The organism is Kineococcus sp. AC630, assembly GCF_979255925.1.
This window is the reverse complement of sequence record NZ_CEEDMJ010000091.1, coordinates 1-264: the sequence shown is the minus strand read 5'-3', so window position 1 is coordinate 264 and position 264 is coordinate 1. Positions and strand designations below refer to the sequence as shown.

Annotated in this window: 1 protein-coding gene; it reads right to left on the bottom strand. The window is 72.0% G+C overall.

Going from position 1 to position 264, the window contains the following annotated elements:
- The coding region (gene mraW, locus AC0I8G_RS25975) for a 16S rRNA (cytosine(1402)-N(4))-methyltransferase (RefSeq protein ID WP_471732516.1) at positions 1-264 on the bottom strand (264 nt) is incomplete at both ends.

Sequence of the window (264 nt, the reverse complement as noted above, 5' to 3'; positions counted from 1 at the left end):
GAGTTCCGCTCGCGGGCCGGAACCCGCTGGCACGAAAGGCCGGTCGGGCGGGGCGGAACTCGTCGAGAGTTCCCGCAGCACGTTCTTGGCGATGCGGTCCTCGAGGGAGTGGACCGTCAGCACCGCGAGCCGACCGTTCGGCGCGAGCCGTTCGAACGCCGCCGGCAGCGACCGCTCCACGACGCCGAGGTCGTCGTTGTCCTCGATGCGCAACGCCTGGAAAGTGCGGTTGGCCGGATTGCCGCCGGTGCGCCGGGTGGCGGC